This is a genomic window from Fructobacillus durionis, from assembly GCF_900112405.1.
GTDB lineage: Bacteria > Bacillota > Bacilli > Lactobacillales > Lactobacillaceae > Fructobacillus > Fructobacillus durionis.
Genome location: NZ_FOLI01000008.1, coordinates 16,874 through 32,007, shown reverse-complemented (window position 1 = coordinate 32,007; position 15,134 = coordinate 16,874). Strand labels below are relative to the sequence as shown.

16 protein-coding genes and 2 tRNA genes are annotated in these 15,134 nt (G+C 45.2%); 4 read left to right on the top strand and 14 right to left on the bottom strand.

Annotated elements, in window-relative coordinates; genetic code table 11:
• Window position 1: 1 nt before the first annotated feature.
• The 10 genes from BMZ93_RS06150 to BMZ93_RS06105 form a co-directional block, all read right to left on the bottom strand.
• Window positions 2-73, bottom strand: a tRNA-Gln gene (locus BMZ93_RS06150).
• Between the two features lie 29 nt (window positions 74-102).
• Window positions 103-185, bottom strand: a tRNA-Tyr gene (locus BMZ93_RS06145).
• Between the two features lie 67 nt (window positions 186-252).
• Complete coding sequence (locus tag BMZ93_RS06140) at window positions 253-2,142, bottom strand: M13-type metalloendopeptidase (RefSeq protein WP_091503223.1); 1,890 nt, start codon at window positions 2,140-2,142, stop codon at window positions 253-255.
• Window positions 2,143-2,239: 97 nt separating this feature from the next.
• Window positions 2,240-3,607, bottom strand: a complete 1,368-nt coding sequence (locus BMZ93_RS06135) for an MFS transporter (protein ID WP_091503222.1) — start codon at window positions 3,605-3,607, stop codon at window positions 2,240-2,242.
• 89 nt (window positions 3,608-3,696) lie between these two features.
• Window positions 3,697-4,335, bottom strand: coding sequence for a carbonic anhydrase family protein (locus BMZ93_RS06130; protein WP_091503219.1), 639 nt, complete (start codon window positions 4,333-4,335; stop codon window positions 3,697-3,699).
• 33 nt (window positions 4,336-4,368) lie between these two features.
• Window positions 4,369-5,010 carry a PAQR family membrane homeostasis protein TrhA gene (gene trhA / locus BMZ93_RS06125; RefSeq protein WP_091503217.1) on the bottom strand — a complete coding sequence of 214 codons (642 nt, stop codon included), beginning with the start codon at window positions 5,008-5,010 and terminating at the stop codon, window positions 4,369-4,371.
• Between the two features lie 193 nt (window positions 5,011-5,203).
• Complete coding sequence (locus BMZ93_RS06120; protein WP_091503215.1) at window positions 5,204-6,088, bottom strand: DegV family protein; 885 nt, start codon at window positions 6,086-6,088, stop codon at window positions 5,204-5,206.
• Window positions 6,089-6,135: 47 nt separating this feature from the next.
• Window positions 6,136-6,483, bottom strand: a complete 348-nt coding sequence (locus BMZ93_RS06115; RefSeq protein ID WP_091503213.1) for a fluoride efflux transporter FluC — start codon at window positions 6,481-6,483, stop codon at window positions 6,136-6,138.
• A complete protein-coding gene (locus BMZ93_RS06110) occupies window positions 6,473-6,901 on the bottom strand; it encodes a fluoride efflux transporter FluC (protein ID WP_091503211.1) in 429 nt (142 codons plus the stop codon). The genes BMZ93_RS06115 and BMZ93_RS06110 overlap by 11 nt, the downstream gene beginning before the upstream one ends.
• On the bottom strand, window positions 6,894-7,358 hold the full coding sequence (locus tag BMZ93_RS06105; RefSeq protein WP_091503208.1) for an Rrf2 family transcriptional regulator: 465 nt from the start codon (window positions 7,356-7,358) through the stop codon (window positions 6,894-6,896). The genes BMZ93_RS06110 and BMZ93_RS06105 overlap by 8 nt, the downstream gene beginning before the upstream one ends.
• 89 nt (window positions 7,359-7,447) lie before the next feature.
• Here BMZ93_RS06105 and BMZ93_RS06100 point away from each other — a divergent pair, with 89 nt between their 5' ends.
• The 4 genes from BMZ93_RS06100 to BMZ93_RS06085 all read left to right on the top strand — a co-directional run bounded on the left by BMZ93_RS06100 (window position 7,448) and on the right by BMZ93_RS06085 (window position 11,004).
• Complete coding sequence (locus tag BMZ93_RS06100; protein ID WP_091503206.1) at window positions 7,448-8,050, top strand: nitroreductase family protein; 603 nt, start codon at window positions 7,448-7,450, stop codon at window positions 8,048-8,050.
• 308 nt (window positions 8,051-8,358) lie between these two features.
• The gene (gene trpX, locus BMZ93_RS06095; RefSeq protein ID WP_091503205.1) at window positions 8,359-9,357 is read left to right on the top strand and encodes a tryptophan ABC transporter substrate-binding protein; all 999 of its coding nucleotides are present in this window, start codon (window positions 8,359-8,361) and stop codon (window positions 9,355-9,357) included.
• Window positions 9,357-10,256, top strand: a complete 900-nt coding sequence (locus tag BMZ93_RS06090; protein ID WP_091503203.1) for an ABC transporter permease — start codon at window positions 9,357-9,359, stop codon at window positions 10,254-10,256. Before trpX ends, BMZ93_RS06090 begins: the two co-directional genes overlap by 1 nt.
• The gene (locus BMZ93_RS06085) at window positions 10,249-11,004 is read left to right on the top strand and encodes an ABC transporter ATP-binding protein (RefSeq protein ID WP_091503201.1); all 756 of its coding nucleotides are present in this window, start codon (window positions 10,249-10,251) and stop codon (window positions 11,002-11,004) included. Before BMZ93_RS06090 ends, BMZ93_RS06085 begins: the two co-directional genes overlap by 8 nt.
• Before the next feature lie 45 nt (window positions 11,005-11,049).
• Here the strand turns inward: BMZ93_RS06085 and BMZ93_RS06080 are convergent, their stop codons facing one another.
• The 4 genes from BMZ93_RS06080 to tyrS form a co-directional block, all read right to left on the bottom strand.
• Complete coding sequence (locus tag BMZ93_RS06080; RefSeq protein WP_091503199.1) at window positions 11,050-11,352, bottom strand: kinase; 303 nt, start codon at window positions 11,350-11,352, stop codon at window positions 11,050-11,052.
• Between the two features lie 102 nt (window positions 11,353-11,454).
• Window positions 11,455-12,219 carry an ABC transporter permease gene (locus tag BMZ93_RS06075; protein ID WP_091503197.1) on the bottom strand — a complete coding sequence of 255 codons (765 nt, stop codon included), beginning with the start codon at window positions 12,217-12,219 and terminating at the stop codon, window positions 11,455-11,457.
• A gap of 21 nt (window positions 12,220-12,240) precedes the next feature.
• Window positions 12,241-13,155, bottom strand: coding sequence for an ABC transporter ATP-binding protein (locus BMZ93_RS06070; protein WP_091503195.1), 915 nt, complete (start codon window positions 13,153-13,155; stop codon window positions 12,241-12,243).
• A 355-nt stretch (window positions 13,156-13,510) separates the two neighbouring features.
• Window positions 13,511-14,758, bottom strand: a complete 1,248-nt coding sequence (gene tyrS, locus BMZ93_RS06065) for a tyrosine--tRNA ligase (protein ID WP_091503193.1) — start codon at window positions 14,756-14,758, stop codon at window positions 13,511-13,513.
• Window positions 14,759-15,134 lie beyond the last annotated feature (376 nt).

Below are 15,134 nucleotides of genomic sequence, written 5' to 3'. Positions count from 1 at the left end.
ATTGCCCCTGCTGGGATCGAACCAGCGCATGGAGGTACCAAAAACCTCTGCCTTACCACTTGGCCAAGGGGCAATGCTTCAAATTTGCCTGAAGCGAGGCAATGGGAGCGGTAGGATTCGAACCTACGAACCCGAAGGAACGGAGTTACAGTCCGTCGCGTTTAGCCAGACTTCGCTACACTCCCATGTCTTAAACAACTTCTCTATATTAACAAGAATGAAGTTGTCTGACAAGGTTTTTACTAAATTTTTTTACCAAATTTGGATGCGCTTTTCTGGAGCAAGGTACATACCATCCCCCTCTTGCACATCGAAGGCCCTTTCAAAGTCATCAAAGTTCTTAACCGTCACGTTGGTACGTAACTTAGCGGGTGCGTGAACATCGATGGTTGCTAACAAAGCCAAGTACTTTGGCTCCGCCTTTTGACGCCAAAGCGTAGCAAAGTTTTCAAAGAAGGCTTTCACGTCAGCATCCCCGCTAGCCTTTGTGGCAGCAAGGGCCGCTGAAACACCACCCAAATCTGCTACGTTTTCCGAAACCGTTAAGTGCCCGTTGACTTTGGCACCGGCGGAATCGAGACCATCGAAAGCCTGCACAACCGCCTCCGTCTTTTCTTCAAAGTGGGCAAAGTCTTCCTTAGTCCACCATTCCTTTAGATTACCCTTTTCGTCATAACGCGCACCGTTCGTATCGAAGGCGTGGGTAATCTCATGAGCGATGACCGTTCCAATTCCACCGAAGTTTTGGCTAGCCGTCTGCTTTAGATCGTAGAATGGCGCCTGCAAGATGGCAGCTGGGAAAACGATTTGGTTAAAGTCCGGTGAGTAATAGGCATTCACCGTATCGGCTGACATTCCCCAACGGGACTTATCCGGTTGCTTACCCCACTTGGCAAAGTGTTCGGCAACGGCTTCCTTTGAGAAACGTTGTACATTATCAACAAGCGATGCCTTAGCATCCACTTTTCGTTCTTCCAAATAAGCTGGTAGCTTTTCTGGGTAGCCAACCTTCACGGCAAGGGCAGCCAACTTCACCTTGGCCTTGGCACGGGTTTCGTCTGACAACCAGTCAATCTGGTCGAAACGCCCCTCATAGACCTTAATCAGCTCCTGGACCATCTTTTCAACATCGGCCTTAGCCTTTGGACCGAAGTAGTTTTCGCCATACCATTTTCCAACAACTTGGGAGAAGAAGGCCCTAGCCTGGCGGAAGGCAGACTTAGCAGGCTGAACCGCTTCCTTCGTACCTGATAAGGCACGTCCGTACTGACCAGCCATGACGCGAGTATCGTTTCCTAGGAGTCCAGCAATCTCCAAGAGGTTTTGGATGATCATCCAGCCCTTCACGATGGCAAAGTTTTCTTCTGTATAAACTTCCTTTGCCTTCTCAAAGAATGGGCCGTCGTAAACAATGACCTTATCCGGCACTTGTCCAACTAAGCCTTCCAAGGTCTTTGCCAAAGTCACCGCCGGCACCTTGGCATTGGCCTCTTCGACCGTCATTGGGTGGTAGTTCTTCCATGAATCGGATAGTTCTTCTGATGATGATTCACGGTCTGCTAAGAGTTGGTCAAAGGCTAGTGCCTGATCAACCCATTCAGCCCCCTCTTCTGCCAAATCCAAGTGTTCCAAAAGTTCCTTTACCATCTTCGACCAGGTCGACAAAAGAGTTTCCTTTTGTTCCTGATTGTCATAAGAAGTCGTATCAGGCAAAATCAAATCAGGACTGGCTAACCAGAGTTCGTTTCGGCTGGTATTCTTCGAGTCAGGACTGATGGTTGCTTCCAAAACAGTCGTATAGCTCTCCTTAACCAGCTCCGCTTCGCGCTTTTGCAAATCCTGCCAGGATTGCAAATCCAACAAAGGCTGCAAGAACTTCTTTATTTCAGCCTTTTCCGTTGCCGCACGCTTGTCCCAGTCCTTGGTCAACTGGTGCATTTTGACGAACTCCTGCAAGGCAGCAGGCGTTTTCTCGTTCCCTGCCTCGATGGCAGCCAACACACGCCGTTCTTCCTTTTCAATCCCTTCAACTAGGTCGTAAAATCCCCCAGTTACTGGTCGGTCAGCCGGAATCTTCGCCTGGTCGATCCATTCACCGTTCACCGCTTGGTAAAAGTCATCTTGGTATCGTGTTTTTGTCATGAAGGCCTCCTTTTAACGTGCTAATTCTTACCGCCATTATCCCCAACTTCTCATCTTTTTGCAATAAAAAAGACCGCAAAGCGGTCTTTAAAGACTTTTATAACGTGCTTTCACCAGCGTTTTTAGGAAGCGTCAGCACTTCAAACAGTGGATAAAGTGAAATCAAACCAAAGATAAAGAGTGTCATCTGGTAGGCTAAGCTGCTGGTAAATGCTTGAGCAAAAAGGGCTACCAAAGTGGCTGCAAAGCCAACGCCAAAGGCCTGGGACAACATCTGCATAACTGACTGCAGTGTGTTAGCCGCGTTCTTTTCCTTCTTTGTTAAGTCGGAAAAGGCCAGTGAATTATAGGCAGTTAAGGCAAGCGAACGTCCGACACCGGATACAAAGGCAACGAAGGCAATCCAAGCTTTGACCGTATTCATTTCGAAAGCCGCCATCAAAAAGGTCGACATGGTTGCTAATCCCAAGGCAATGACCAAGGCGTACTTATAACCAGTTCGCTTAATAATAGCCGTGGTAAATGGCTTAATTGCCAAGTTACCCAGGAAGATAAAGATGACATAGGTACCGGCTTCAACAGCGGACCAGTGGAATGGGACCTGCAACAATAGGGTCAACAAATATGGCAAAGCCCCAATCGTAATCCAAAAGATTGATCCACCGGTTGTATAGATGCGGAAAGTTTTAGTTTTCAGAGCGTCTAAGGCAAAGAGTGGCTGATCCACCCGCTGCAAATGCTTAAAGGACAAGATTGAAAGGATAAACCCCAATACAAGTAAGGTTGCCCCTAAGGCTAGACTCTTCAAACCATGCGACAGTGTCTCGGCGGCAATCAAAATCAAACCAGCGGCCAGTGCGACCAAAATGAATCCAACCATGTCGAAAGGCGCATTTTCAGTTTCATTTTCATCGTGAATCAAGAAGTAACCAGCAATCAAAATTCCCAGGCCAATTGGTAGGTTCAAGAAGAAAATCCAGTGCCAGGAAAGGGCCGAAATAATGTAACCCCCTAATAAGGGTGCAATGGCTGGCGCAATCAGCGCTGGCCAAATTAAATAGGAAAGAATCTGTAGCAAGTTTTTCGAAGCTACGTTTTCCAAGATAATCAGTTTTCCAACCGGAATCATCATAGCCCCTGCAATTCCTTGAAGCGCACGCATAACTAAGATGTAGGCCAGGTTATTGACCAGGCCAACCGCTACGGAAGAAAGGGTAAAAATCAAAACCGCCAATAAAAAGAGCGTTTTCCGGTTCATCTTCTTTGCCATCCAGCCCGAAAGCGGAATAAAGACAGCGGCAAAAAGCATGTAGACCGAAACTAAGAGAGACGCGGTCGACTGGTTGACCGAGAGATCACTAGCAATTTGTGGCAAAGCCGTTGTGACAATGGTCGAGTCCAACATTTGCATAAACAAGGCGGCAGCAACAACTAGTGCAGCCCGTTTTAAAGCTTTTTCATTCATATATAACTCCCTTGCAAATAAAAACAGGGCCAACTGCTGTTGTCCTGTTTTTTAACTAAATTAACTGTACGCTTGTTAAGCAAAAATCGTCAAGACATTGACTCAACTTGGTGCCAAAGCACCTCCCGCTCCTGCACTGGTTGCACGTCCCGGTGATTATCTGGATAGGCCTGGGTAAAAGTCACCAAGTCCTCGGTGTTTATCCCCAGCGTTTCCTTCAACAACAACCAGTGCACGTCCTTTTTCAAAGGAGGTGTCGTTAGTGTCCCAACGTAGGTAACCGCTTCCGTCACCACGGCAGGTAAGAAATTCTGCAGGTTTACCTGCTTTTTCTCTTCTTTTAAGATGGGGCGAAAGAGTGTCTCCGCCTGCTCATCTAGAGTCAAAAAGACAGCCAGAACAAAGGTCCCACCTTCAGGTCGGGTGAAAACAAGATGGAGCTCCGCTGGGCCCCCCTGGCCATTCCAGAGGTGTTCATACCCATCATGGATGTGAAAACGAACCAAATCATAAGTCACATCGTTAATCATTACTTGGCCGTCACAGAAGAACTGGTCGCCAATGACCTGTTCGTCCTTGCGCACGGCGCTGGTCTGCAGCTTTGACCAATCGATTCTCAAAGGAGAACCCTCAGCTAAATCTGCAGCCACTACATCAATTGGTGATTGACAGGTGGCCGTGGTCGTGTGGCGCCAGGCGTCCTGATAGTGGTAATTTAATTTTTCCATGAATGTTTTTTACTTTCTGGTCGACAAGCGACTTTAGATAGTTTGATAAATTGAGAAGTACATGAGTCCAGCACCGAGCATAACAAAGAGGTGCCAGTAGACATGCCCCATCGGAATCTGGGGTAGCAAATAGAAGATTGTACCAAGCGAGTAGGTTACCCCACCAGCCAGCAAAAGCCAGAAGGCTGCTGGGCTCAGTAAGGACCAGATGATTGGCATCACTAAGATAATGAGCCAACCCATCACTAGGTAAATTGTCACGGCAACCCATGGCCAACGACCAACGAAGAAGATATCGTAGATTAAACCAGCAATGGTCATCAATAAAATGGCCGTCCAGATTGCCCAGCCAACCGGCCACTTCAATACCAGCCAGGTATAGGGAGTATAAGAGCCCAAAATCACCAGGTAGATACCGGCATGGTCCATGAACTGGAAGATTTTCGCCGCTTTGGTAAAGACCAGGGAGTGAAAGAGCGTCGAAGCAAGTAAGAAGAGCGAAATCGATGAAACGTACACGATAACGGCCGCTAACTCAATGGCGCTTGGGGACTCCTTAGACACTTTAACTAGTAAACAAATTGAGGCAATAATCGCTAGAATGAATCCTAGGCCATGGGTACTAGCATTCAATACTTCATAGACAATTTGGTAAGCCTTTGTCCTTTTTTTCATATTGTCTCCTTATGTAAAAAGGGAAATTACTGTTCTATCAGTCTATACTAGTTGTTCCAATTTAGCAAAGCGAAAAGAATCGCTTTAGGTCAGTCATCATAACAATTCAAATTAGCCCACTAGCCAACCCATTCTCTTTAAACTTTACAAAAAAACCAGTTCGATGAACTGGTTTTACTTTATATATGCTTCATTACTTTTGGTAAGATTCGTAATCGCGCGACCAGATAACCGCCATTGCTCCGTCACCGGTGTGCACAACGATAACTGGATCCATTTCGGCCCGTTCAAAAGTCACGGCAGGATACTTGGCAGAGAAGTCCTTGAGCCACTTGTCACCAAGCTTTTTGTTATTGGCATCGATAATGTAGGCACGAACTGGGAAATCGACCTTTGAGAGATACTCGTCAAAGGCCTTTTGAATTTCGTCCTTAGCACCTGACATCTTACGGACCTTACCGACTGCCGCAATTTTACCATCGCCAGCAATGTCAAAGTCCAAGAGTGGCTTAATGTTAAGTAGACCACCAACCAAGGCCTGTCCTCGTGACAAACGGCCAGTACGCTTCAAGTGGGAGATATCGTTTACGACAAAGCGAACACCCAAGTGGGTACGGAAATCCGCCAACTGGGCCAAGATTTCGTCCATGTCGGCGCCTTCTTTAGCAAGCTTGGCTGCTAACAAAGCTTGGGCAGCCTGTGCCATGTTAACCAACTTTGAATCGACCACTTCAACACGGTCCAATCCCTCGTAGTCTGAGGCTACCAGTGATGCCGTTTGGAAGGCACCAGAGATTCCAGATGAAAGGGTCACAATGATTGCCTGATCATAACCAGCATCGCGGGCTTCGTTCAATGCCTTTTCCCACTGTGCAGGTGATGGCTGTGATGTGGTTGGTAGTTCCTTCTTCTTAGACATCATGTCCACGAGTTGGGCAACTGATGTGATATCCTTTCCACCCAAGAAAGTCTCTTCCCCAAAAAGAATTGGGATAGACACTTCAGTGATTGAGAATGAGTTTCGAATACTTTGTGGAAGGGCTGCTGAAGAATCAACAATAACCGCAATTTTTGCCATGATTTCTCTCCTAATAATACTAAAACACTATACCATAAAAGACGGTTTTAGCTCATGCTAAATAAGCTATAACCAATGATAAAGGCAATGAAGCCCGTTAACATTTGCACTGTTAAATAAGCTGCTTCCCGTTTATTACTAGTTGCGGCTGCACCCTCTGTCATCATTGATGAAAAAGTCGTCAAGCCACCAAGAATCCCTGTCTCTACGAGGAGAACCAAGGGCTGATTCAGCTTTAATTCAAAGAGAGCCCCCAGTGTAAAGGACCCAATTAAATTGACCAACCAGACACCAGTCAAAAAAGACCCACGATTCGTCCACATGGTCATCAACCAGTAGCGTAAAACAGCACCAACTCCGGTTCCTAGTATGACTAAGAGTAATTTATTTACCATTGTTAGCCACCTGTTCCCCGTTGATTCGACGCTGAACGAAGACTTTTCCAATCCAAAAGCCAACCTTAAGGGATAGTAAAGCAAAGATGATGGAAGCCGCAATGAGTAGGAATAAGTTAACAAGTTGTCCAGACCACAAGTACTGGTAGCTTTCCAAAATCAAAGCGCCAAAGGTTGTGAAACCACCGCACAGCCCAGTTCCAACAAAGTCTTGGACGTAGGCCGGCTTTTCGTTCAAACCTTTCATATATGTACCGAGAGCTGCCAAGATTGCCGTTCCCAAACAGTTAATGAAGATGGTCATCAATGGCCAGGTTCCCATTACAGGTACTAGACTCAATCCATAGCGTGCTAGTCCGCCAATGGCTCCCCCTAAAAAGACAACCAATGTGATAATTTGTGGTTTTTCCTCAAGCATTCTCTATTCCATTAACCTGACAGAGAGGTTCTCCCGCCCGTTCATTGACATCTTTTAATATATCTTCAAAAGTCACGGTCTTCATCTTTTGAATCAACGATTCATCAAAGAGCTCGTAGTAGCCAGCTAAGACTGGATTAACCTGCTGAGCAATGGGACATTCCTCGTTCACCTTATTGTCCAATGGGAAGGTAACCGAACTTGGATCAACGGCTTTTAGTACATCAGCCATTGTGATCTCCGTGGCTGGCTTCGCCAGGATAGGGCGAGAAAAGTGATCCCCTTCCCGCTTAATAATGTCAGCGTTTTGGAGGTCCGACATCAGGGCCCGAATCCGAGAAGGGTTCGTGTTAACCGAATTGGCAATGTCCTTTGATGAATAAGAAGACTGCTTATCGGCACGGGCAATATAAATCAAAATATGAATCGCATTAGTCAATTTTAGAGATGGCTTCATGTCATAAATATTCCTTGTTTTTTTATCTTAGATAGTATAACATACCACTTGTACTTTTATTAAATACACCACAACAGAGGAGAAGCCACATGACTGACTTTGCTAAGATTCAAGAAGAGCGACGCTCGATTTACAACCTGGGGAAGAATGTAGAACAGGATTCCGATGAACTGTTTTCTATTATTAAGGGAGCCATACGAGAAACCCCTTCCGCCTTTAATTCACAATCTGTTCGTGCTGTTCTTTTGACCGGCCAAGCCCACGAAAAGCTTTGGCAGATGACCTTGGACGAGCTCAAAAAAGTGTCAGCTTCTGACGAGGCCTTTGCTACAACCGAAGCCAAGGTGAACAACTCCTTTGCTGCTGGGGTTGGGACCGTTCTCTACTTTACGGATGAAAGCATTGTTGATGGCTTGAAAGAACAAGCACCAACTTATGCCGACCACTTTGATGACTGGGCTGAAGAAGCAATTGGTATTTCTCTCTATGCCGTTTGGCTAACGCTAAGTAACCTTGGATTAGGGGCATCTTTGCAGCACTACAACCCGCTCATTGATCAGGCCGTTCAAAAGGCATTCGACCTACCAAGTAACTGGACACTCCGGGGACAAATGCCTTTTGGTTCCATTGAAGGGCCTGCAAACGCTAAAACCTACCATGACGATGACGTCCGTTTTATGCATTTTAACTGACTTTTCTTAGAAAAATCGACCTTTTTCTAATTGTTTCTTGACAGGCAAGACAGTCTCTTGTATGCTTAAGACAACTTTTAATACTTTAGGAGCAATCAAATGACTGCATTCTCATCACAATTGAATCGCCAATGGTGGCGCCGGTAGGAAAACAGCTTGACGGAATACGGACAGGCTGTGACACAGTTTGTCCCAACCGGTCTCTTTTTACTGTATAAAAGTCTGTTTGGGTACATCACATTACCCGAACAGGCTTTTTTCATGCAAAAAAACTGATTTGGGTTAAGTATTTTATTTGGGAGAGTAAGATGAATAAACGTCTATTAACGGTTACATCACTGATTTTAGCCTTTCTTGTTGTCGCCTTCTTCACCGAAGGGCAATCAACAACGAAGAAAAACCACAAGATTCCAACGGTTGGAATTCTTCAGTTAGTTACCCACCCTGCTTTGGATCAAATTCATCAGGGTGTGGTTGCTGGTTTGAAGGACGGTGGCTACACGGATGGTAAGAACGTCAAAATTTCTTATCAAAACGCGCAAGCCAACCAAGCCAACTTAAAGACCATGGCTCAGGATTTTGCCAACAAGGATACCGACCTAACCGTCGGAATTGCCACACCAGCAGCCCTCTCACTTGCACAGGCTGCCAATGGTAAGTCCCCTGTTGTCTTAGCTGGTATTACCAACCCAGTTGGTGCTAAACTGGTCAACTCGCTTGATAAGCCAGGTAAGAACGTCACCGGTGTTGCCGGGGATTCTCCTTATGAAAAGCAAGCTGCCGTCTTTAAGGAAGTTTTGCCAAAGGCCAAAACAATCGGAATCATCTCAACGACTTCCGATTCAGGTGGCACTTATAACGCTAAGCAGATGAAGAAGACACTTCAAAAGTCCGGTTACACGGTCAAGTCTTATACCATTTCTTCTACTAATGATATGCTGCAGGTTGCGACAACCATGGCCGGTAAAGTCGATGCTATCTACGCGCCACAGGATAACTCGGTGGCGACGGCCATGAAGACTTTGGTATCCGCTGCCAAGGCAAAGAACGTACCAGTTATTCCATCGAACGACACAATGGTTGCTGACGGTGGACTGGTCACTTACTCACAATCACAGTACCAGGTTGGTTACCAAGCTGGTCAAATGGCTGCCAAGGTTCTAAAGGGCGAGAAGGCTTCAACAATGGCCGTTCAATCCGTTTCAAAGGGAAATTACGCTGTTAACCTTCAAACCGCTTCAGACCTTGGTATTACACTACCAGAAAAGATTGTTTCAGACGCTAAAGCTAGCAAGGAGGCCTACTAATGTCCATTATCGTTTCTTCCATTTCACAGGGCATTCTCTGGGCCATCCTAGGGGTCGCTCTCTACCTAACCTTCCGTATCTTGAACTTTGCGGATATGACGGTTGAAGGTTCCTTCCCCCTTGGTGCTTCGACGGCCGTTGCCATGATTGCCCACGGCGTGAACCCTTTCTTAGCCACTGCTACTTCCCTTATCGTTGGGGCTGCAGCCGGTCTCATCACCGGTTTGCTCTACACGAAGGGTAAGATTCCAATCCTATTAGCTGGAATCCTGGTTATGACCGCCTGCCTATCAATCAACTTACGCATTATGGGTTCAGCTAACATTTCTCTGTTAGATCAAAAAACCATCTTCTCCCTTTCATTCTTAAATGATTTGCCAAAATACTTTGACGGCGTTGTCCTTGGGTTAATTGTCATTGCCATTATCCTGGGTTTCCTCATCTGGTTCCTACAAACCGAACTCGGTCAGGCTTTTATCGCCACTGGTGATAACAAAGTCATGGCCGCTGCCTTCGGTATTAAGACAGATCGTATGACCATTATGGGTCTGATGGTATCAAACGCGTTGATTGCCTTCGGTGGTGCTGTTATTGCTCAAAACAACGGTTTTGCTGACATCAACATGGGTATCGGTATCATCGTTATCGCCTTGGCTTCCATCATCATTGGAGAAGTAGCCTTCGGTGATTTGTCACTAAACCAACGTTTGGTTGCTGTCGTCATTGGCTCAATCATCTACCGACTCGTTCTCCTCGCGGTTCTACAGCTTGGATTCTCAACAAACGATTTGAACTTAATTTCATCACTCATTTTGGCCATCGCCATGATGATTCCTCAAGCTCGTAAGTTCTTGAAGCTTGAAAAAGTCCTACACATGGGAGGTAAAGCAAATGACTAAACCTGTAATCTCACTAAAAGATGCGACCGTTACTGTTCCAAACGGTACGACCATTTTGAATAAGATGAATTTGGACATTTACCCAGAGGATTTCATCACCGTTCTTGGTACCAACGGGGCCGGTAAGTCGACTCTCTTCAATGTCATCTCCGGTGACCTTCCCCTTACTTCTGGCTCTGTTAGTCATGACGGCGAAGACATTACCCAAGTACCTGCTGTCAAGCGGACGTCCTTTCTTGCTCGCGTCTTTCAAGATCCCAAGCTTGGAACCGCTCCCCGTATGACCGTTGCCGAAAACCTGCTGCTTGCTGAAAAGCGTGGATCTCGTCGGACTTTGAAGAACCGTAAGCTCACGTCTGAAAAGCTTGAACATTACTACGAATTAACAAAGACAATGGGGAACAACCTCGAAGACCGACTGCAGACAGCGACTGGTTCCCTTTCAGGAGGGCAGCGCCAAGCCCTTTCCTTCCTAATGGCAACACAGGTCAAGCCAGGCTTGCTGCTCTTAGACGAGCACACAGCCGCACTGGATCCAAAGACGTCGGATCAGTTGATGGCGGCAACAAACCACCAGGTCAAGGATAATCACCTAACCGCTCTAATGATTACGCACAACCTGAAGGATGCCCTTCGATACGGTAACCGCCTGATTGTCTTAAACTCTGGACAAATTGTTCTAGACGTTAAAGATCAGGAAAAGGATGCCTTAACAGAAGCCGATCTACTCAACTACTTTGTCCACTAATAACTAAAAAGTCGGACCGTTTCACATGAAACGGTGCGACTTTTTTTAGAAGTAAAAGGGATTTTCTTCTGAATTGATTTTATCAAAGACCTCAAAGAGATGGTCTCGTTCGGTAATCTTATACTTCTTCATCTTACGGTCGTAAACAACCTCGGATTTAATCTCTTCCCCCTGCTGCAGGTCGGCAAGGAACTCACGAATCGCTGCAATGTCACGCTGCACGGTTTTTTGACCAACAAAAAAGAGGTCTTCAATCTGGTCCACCGACATGGCTTGCTTTGAGATCAAAATTGAGTATAAACGCAGAATCCGTTGTTTATCATTAAAAACGCTTTTGTTTCGTGACATTGCTAACTCCTTTGCTCATTGTAGCAAAAAAAGCAGCACTAAAACGAAGAAAATGATTCATTAATCAAAAAAGACAGGCGTTAGCCTGTCTTTTTAATTTATTTAAACTGAACGACGTTGGAAAATCAAGAAGGTCAAAAGGTATAGCAATACCAAGTATCCTACGTAGACAACCCAGATGACCCAAACATCTGCACCAAAGTACATGTGTAGGCCAAAGTTGACGGCTGAAGTGCCATCAAACTGTGATAAGAAAGATTCAACAGTCAATGGGTTCCACTTCAATGGCTCCCAGAATTGCACCAAGGAAGTCGTAATCGCCGCAATGATTGAAGTGGCAATTGACAAAACAATTCCCAATGAAACAGCGGCGGCTGATGACTTCACGAGGTTTGAAACCAAGATAACGATGGCGAAGAAGAACAGGGTCATCACAACATCCATCACCTGGTGGAAGAGGAATGGCTGCCAGTCAATTTCCGTCCCGGTCGTGCCATTCATCATTTGGAAAATCAAGCGTCCTGCCAGCGTTCCCAAAACAGCTGAAGCCAATACAATCACGTATTCGATCACAATCATTACTATCTTAGAGATAAAGATTTGGAGCCGTGAGTACTGACGAGAAAGCAATGGGCGAATCGTTCCAAAGTTAAATTCCTGTGTAAAGGTCAAAGCAGAAAGAACTGACGCAGCAATCGCTACAACGATTCCAGCCCCACCAAGTGCAGCATAACCAAGGGTTTGTGACTCGGCTGGGATAAACCAGATTAACGTTATAACTGGTAATAGGAAGGAAATAATGGCCCAGACATAAAAGCGATTTTGCTTTACTGCCTTCATCCATTCTTGTTTTAATAAGGTAATCATAATCTCTCCTTTAACAAAGTCTTAGGCACGGGTGCCCTTTTCGGACAGCACTTCTAAGAGGTGTTCTTCCAAGTTAGCGGTTCCCGTTTGGATATCTAAAACATCCAACTTAGCTTCTGTAGCCTTTGCCAATACGGCCTGGGCGTTAACGCCTTCTTCAACCGTAATCAACACTTGATCATTGTCACCAAGCTTAGCGTTCCAACCGGCCTCTTCCGCTACCTTCAACATGGCCTGGTTATCAGAAGTCTTAACCTTAACCTCTGCCTTATCTTCTGAAAGGAAGTCTTTCATCGTCGCCCGACGAATAATCTTACCCTTGTTAATGATAACCACATCGTCAGCAAGACGTTGCAATTCATCCAAAAGGTGGGAAGAAATCAAAAAAGAAATGCCCTTCTGAGCTAGTTCTTGAATGAGTGAACGAATTTCGCGAACAGATTGTGGATCCAATCCGTTCATTGGTTCGTCCAAAATAACCAACTTAGGCTTACGAATCAAGGCGATGGCAATACCAAGGCGCTGCTTCATACCAAGTGAAAAGTGCTTGGCCTTCCGCTTACCAAAGTTCGGACCATCAATACCGGTCAACTTCATGAGTTCTTGAATGTCTTCAGGGTCATCTGAATCCATCGCATAGTACTTCATGTGGTCTAAAGCGGTAAAGTTTGGATAAATTGATGGGTACTCAATCAAGTTTCCCATCTTAGACAAAGCCTTTGTCTTTGAGAACTTAACAGGTTGTCCGTCAAAAATGATGTCCCCTGAATCAAAACGCATCAAACCAGTCATGGCACGCATTGCAGTGGACTTTCCGGCCCCGTTTGGACCAATCAAACCAACAATACGACCAGGTTCTACTGAAAATGATACGTCATCTAAGGCTTGGTATGAGCCAAATTTCTTTGACACGTGACGCAGTTCTAATAATGACATATGCGGTGTCTCCTTTGTAAACGTCCCTTTCAATATACATTGAAGGACTTAAACTTATTTGAGTCCCTTTCATTATAACAAAGCAGGCAGGACCAACCATTAAAGTCCACAATCTTTAATAAATCCATAAAAAAACTCCCCTTTCGGGGAGTAATTCAAAATGATCAGATACCTAGAACGGGAGAGAAGGTATAAATTAGGTTTAGAGAGAAGTATTTATAATGAACTAGGTACCTGACCCTTTGATATATTGCTATATCATGTCTATTATTATGGGCCGATGAGATTAAACTAAGGTTAAAGTAGAATAACTTTTTTAAAAAGGTTCAAAAAGGTTGATTTACCAGTCTTAATTTTACTTCACTGTTCCTAAGAAGTACTTCTTCTTACCACGACGGACAAGAACAAACTGCCCATCATAAGCAGCATTTGGATCAACTTCAGCATCAACATCGAACACCTTTTCGCCGTTAATGCGAATGGCACCGTTTGTTACGTCTTCGCGAGCCTGGCGCTTTGACTTTTCAATACCAGCATCCACAAGGAAGTCGACAATGTTTTGCTTTTCCTTAGTCGTATCAAAGGCTGGCACACCAGAGAAGACATCCTTAATCTGTTGTACGCTTAATTCAGCCACGTCCCCTGAGAACAAGGCCTTTGACAAAGCTTCGGCTTCATCAACAGCAGTTTGCCCGTGAACAAAGGCTGTCACTTCTTCTGCCAAACGCTTTTGTCCGTATCGTGCACCAGGGTTTTCAGCCGATTCAGCCACAATCTTTTCAATTTCTTCAGGTTCTAAGAAGGTAAAGTACTTCAAGTACTTTTCAATATCGGCATCCTGTTGGTTAAACCAGAACTGGTAGAAAGTGTATGGCGATGTCTTTTCGGCGTTCAACCAGATGGCGTTCCCTTCGGACTTACCAAACTTCTTACCAGTTGAATCCGTCATCAATGGAATCGTCAAACCAAAGGCCGGTGCTTCCGGCCCTTCAATCGTGTGAATCAAATCAACGCCAGAGGTGATGTTCCCCCACTGGTCAGACCCACCAATTTGCAAGCGAACGTTTTCTTCCTGCCAAAGGTGCAAGAAGTCGATGGCCTGCAAAATTTGGTAAGTGAACTCCGTATAAGAAATCCCCGTTTCCAAGCGGGAAGCCACAACGTCCTTCTTCAACATCACGTTAATTGAAAAGAGCTTACCATAGTCACGCAAAAAGGCTGGCAAGGTCATAATGTTCAACCAATCAGCGTTGTTGACAATTTTTGTACCATTTTGCCCGAACAGCTTCGTAACTTGAGCGGCGATACCCTTTTCGTTTTCCTTCAATTGCTCTTCGGAAAGCAATTGACGTTCCGTTGTTGGGCGTGGATCTCCAATTGAACCCGTTGCGCCACCAACAATGATAACGGCCTTTCCGCCAGCGTTTTGAAAACGCTTCAGGACCATGAAAGGAATCAAGTGTCCTAAGTGCAAAGAATCAGCTGTTGGATCAGTTCCTACGTAGGCGCCAATCTGGCCTTCTTCCATGGCCTTCAACAAACCCTCTTCGTCCGTTACTTGGTTCAAAGCTCCACGCCACTTCAAATCTTCAATAAAATTCATTACAAGCTCCTATATTGATATTTTCTTTTTAATGATATAAAAAAGTCGCCCTAATCTCTTCTGATTAGGGCGACTGAACCGCGGTACCACCTAAATTACCTCTTCGAGGTCACTTAAACTGCCTTAACGCGGCATTTTACGTCATTGTGTTTTGTTGTGTACCTGAAGAAGTTAGACCAACTCACAGCAACCGTTGGCTTTCTGACTACCAGTGCTTCTTCGCTCTGCAACAAATGATATCTCTATTATACCAGTAATAGTAAGGCTATGCAGTCTTTTGTTACAAATTGGTATATTCTGTTATTTTTGACATAATTACCTTATTCACTTACAATTAAAGGGTAAGATTTAACACTGTATATCGCAAAATCAACAG

Coding starts and splice junctions, on each gene's coding strand:
- BMZ93_RS06070 (WP_091503195.1), bottom strand. CDS start 13,155: ATGTCATTATTAGAACTGCGTCACGTGTCAAAGAAATTTGGCTCATAC.
- BMZ93_RS06080 (WP_091503199.1), bottom strand. CDS start 11,352: ATGTCACGAAACAAAAGCGTTTTTAATGATAAACAACGGATTCTGCGT.
- BMZ93_RS06110 (WP_091503211.1), bottom strand. CDS start 6,901: ATGCTTGAGGAAAAACCACAAATTATCACATTGGTTGTCTTTTTAGGG.
- trpX (WP_091503205.1), top strand. CDS start 8,359: ATGAATAAACGTCTATTAACGGTTACATCACTGATTTTAGCCTTTCTT.
- BMZ93_RS06075 (WP_091503197.1), bottom strand. CDS start 12,219: ATGATTACCTTATTAAAACAAGAATGGATGAAGGCAGTAAAGCAAAAT.
- trhA (WP_091503217.1), bottom strand. CDS start 5,010: ATGAAAAAAAGGACAAAGGCTTACCAAATTGTCTATGAAGTATTGAAT.
- BMZ93_RS06135 (WP_091503222.1), bottom strand. CDS start 3,607: ATGAATGAAAAAGCTTTAAAACGGGCTGCACTAGTTGTTGCTGCCGCC.
- BMZ93_RS06090 (WP_091503203.1), top strand. CDS start 9,357: ATGTCCATTATCGTTTCTTCCATTTCACAGGGCATTCTCTGGGCCATC.
- BMZ93_RS06115 (WP_091503213.1), bottom strand. CDS start 6,483: ATGGTAAATAAATTACTCTTAGTCATACTAGGAACCGGAGTTGGTGCT.
- BMZ93_RS06120 (WP_091503215.1), bottom strand. CDS start 6,088: ATGGCAAAAATTGCGGTTATTGTTGATTCTTCAGCAGCCCTTCCACAA.
- tyrS (WP_091503193.1), bottom strand. CDS start 14,758: ATGAATTTTATTGAAGATTTGAAGTGGCGTGGAGCTTTGAACCAAGTA.
- BMZ93_RS06130 (WP_091503219.1), bottom strand. CDS start 4,335: ATGGAAAAATTAAATTACCACTATCAGGACGCCTGGCGCCACACGACC.
- BMZ93_RS06105 (WP_091503208.1), bottom strand. CDS start 7,358: ATGAAGCCATCTCTAAAATTGACTAATGCGATTCATATTTTGATTTAT.
- BMZ93_RS06140 (WP_091503223.1), bottom strand. CDS start 2,142: ATGACAAAAACACGATACCAAGATGACTTTTACCAAGCGGTGAACGGT.
- BMZ93_RS06085 (WP_091503201.1), top strand. CDS start 10,249: ATGACTAAACCTGTAATCTCACTAAAAGATGCGACCGTTACTGTTCCA.
- BMZ93_RS06100 (WP_091503206.1), top strand. CDS start 7,448: ATGACTGACTTTGCTAAGATTCAAGAAGAGCGACGCTCGATTTACAAC.